We start from the raw sequence: 2,725 nt of genomic DNA on the forward strand, positions 1-2,725 counted from the left end.
ATATTCCTCGTTTTAGGAATATTAATGGTGATACGCAGGAAAATTTTGTTCGTGGTTACGGTTATCAATGTAGTGCACATCGCTTATCATGGAAACGTGGTGCAGATCAAACGGGGTACGGCGCTGATTTTAAAAAGAACCTGCAACAACCAGGGGCTTGGTGGTTTAGAATGACTGGATTTGGTGAAATGCTACCCAGATATGAAAATCATATCAGTGTTGATCATAATAATCTTGATGAATGGGGAATTCCAAAACTGCATGTTGATTGTGAATTTAGTGAAAATGAACTTAATCTTCAGAAAGATATCGCCGCGGAAGCCGAGAGCATTTTAAACAATCTTGGACTAGAAGATGTATCATCGTGGGTGACGCCAGCGAACCCAGGTCTTTGTATCCATGAAATGGGGACCGCACGAATGGGTCATGATCCCGCAACAAGTGTATTAAATAAACATAATCAAGCACATGAAGTGCCGAATTTATTTGTCACAGACGGATCATGTATGACTTCGACCGCTTGTCAAAATCCATCACTAACGTATATGGCATTAACCGCTAGAGCGGTTGATTATGCTGTCAAACAAATGAAAGCAGATCTGATATAATTCATTCAGAGTATTTTTAGGAAGAGTAAATTGGAAAATAGTAAACAGCCGTCATTTTTGCATTCAGTCATTTGTTTTGGCGGAATTATTGGAATGATCATTACTGGATTGATCGTTTTTAGTGTGCCGATCCATGTGATTATCTTGATTGCCATTATTTGGAGCACATTTCATTCGAAATATTTAGGGTACTCTTTCCAATCGATAAAAACGGCTATGAATAAAGGGATAGAACATGGTTTAAGTGCTATGTATATCTTTATTTTAATAGGTGTAGTGATCGCAGCATATTTAGAAAGTGGCACGATCACGAGTATTGTTTATTATAGTTTAGATTTAATCAGTCCAACGGTTTTCCTTCCAGCGAGCCTTTTGATCTGTAGTTTTATGTCATTGGCAGTAGGAACGAGTTGGGGGACAGTCGGAACGGCAGGTGTTATATTAATTGGTGTCGGTTCAGCGATGGGAGTTCCATTACCAATTGTTGCAGGCGCCGTGGTTTCTGGTGCGACTTTTGGAGATAAATTGTCACCAGTATCCGATACGACGAATTTAGCGGCTGTTTCTGCGGGAACTGATCTTTATAAACATATTAACTCAATGCTTTATACAACTATACCAACTTATATTTTATGTCTTATTCTTTTCGGTTTTGTAGGAATGCAATATTCAGCAGATACTGTGTCCCGCGAAGGCGTGGAAGCGTTTCAAGCGGCTATTGCTAGTAATTTTGTTGTAAGTATCTGGAGCTTATTGCCGTTAATTGTACTGCTGGTATTAAGCCTTAGAAAAGCACCCGCTGAAGTGGCTATGGTTTCAAGTGTCGTCGCTGCATTCATATTGGCGATATTTCAACAAGACCGCATTATTGTTGATTTTCTAGCGAGTTTACAAACTGGGTTTTCTGCGGATACGGGTCATGCGGGATTGAATACATTGGTGAACCGAGGCGGGATAATGAGTATGATGGAAACATTGTCCATGACGCTTTTTGCCCTTGCGCTTGGCGGTGTACTTGAAAGTGGCGGCTTCTTAAAAGCCTTGCTGTCTGGGCTGCTGGATAGGATTAAATCAGTATTATCTCTTATGTTTGCCACGATGTGTACAGGTATTTTAGCTTGTTGTAGTATGGGTGAGAGCTACATATCCATTATTGTCACCTCACAGTTATTTAAGAAAAAATATCAGGAAATGAATTTAAAACCATTCATGCTATCCCGTTCCGTTGAGGAAAGTACAACCATGTCTTCGCCGCTTATACCGTGGTCAACGGCCGGTGCGTTCTATTTTGGCGCTATGGGTATTCCCGTATTAGATTATCTACCATATACATTCCTAAACTTACTGAACCCGATTTTATCACTTATTATGACATTCTTCGGCATCGCAGTATTTAAAGAATTTACCCAGAAAGCAGAGCCAAAACACCGACCGGAAACAATTACGAGCAGTTAACCAGTTCTAATGAATTAATTATCTTCAAAGAATGTCGGGTTTTTTCCACCGATTACGATATCAAACTGATATCCGCGGTCGAAATCTTCGCCGTCTGTTTTATATTCCTTTCCGAGATTTTTATCAAAATTATCACCCATGAGTATGCGCATAGGATCCGTATCATTATGAGGGTCGCCAGCGAAATACATTTGTGTGATTATGCGCGATGAACCGCCACGAATTGATAAATGAATATGCTTAGGACGCCATCGACCGATATCTGGTCTTGCTAAATATTCGCCCGGGCGAATGGTCCAAAATTCATAATTCCCATCATTATCACTTAATGTGCGACCAATCCCCAAGAAATTCGGATCAAGTTGTAGCCCTGAATGGTCTTCGATATGGGTATAACGACCATATTTATTAGCATTCCATATTTCAATAAGTGAATTACGGATTGGTCGACCAAGTTCGTCCATAAGTTTACCTGTGACTTTAATAGCGTCACCTTCGCCGCGTGGGCGACCTGGAGCGATGCGCGTCATATCTGCTTCAGCTGGATTGATGCCATAATTTTGTGGTGCATAAGGGGCAAAAGATCCGCGAGCGTTTTCTGGAATTAAATTTAACCTATTTCTTGGTGTGCGTTCATTTGATGTATTGTCGGTTGGACCGAT

Annotated in this window: 3 protein-coding genes; 2 read left to right on the forward strand and 1 reads right to left on the reverse strand. The window is 40.6% G+C overall.

The genetic code is table 11. The annotated features are described in order from the left end of the window. Positions 1-608, forward strand: a 608-nt coding sequence (locus ACTF6W_RS10270; RefSeq protein ID WP_438994453.1) for a GMC family oxidoreductase, incomplete at its 5' end; no start/stop codon positions are given. Between the two features lie 30 nt (positions 609-638). Then, on the forward strand, positions 639-2,063 hold the full coding sequence (gene nhaC, locus ACTF6W_RS10275) for a Na+/H+ antiporter NhaC (protein WP_438994454.1): 1,425 nt from the start codon (positions 639-641) through the stop codon (positions 2,061-2,063). Between the two features lie 14 nt (positions 2,064-2,077). Here the strand turns inward: nhaC and ACTF6W_RS10280 are convergent. Further along, on the reverse strand, positions 2,078-2,725 hold a 648-nt coding region (locus tag ACTF6W_RS10280; protein ID WP_438994455.1), incomplete at its 5' end, for a hypothetical protein.

The sequence above is a fragment of the Pseudemcibacter sp. genome (assembly GCF_965661635.1).
In the GTDB taxonomy this organism is placed as follows: domain Bacteria; phylum Pseudomonadota; class Alphaproteobacteria; order Sphingomonadales; family Emcibacteraceae; genus Pseudemcibacter.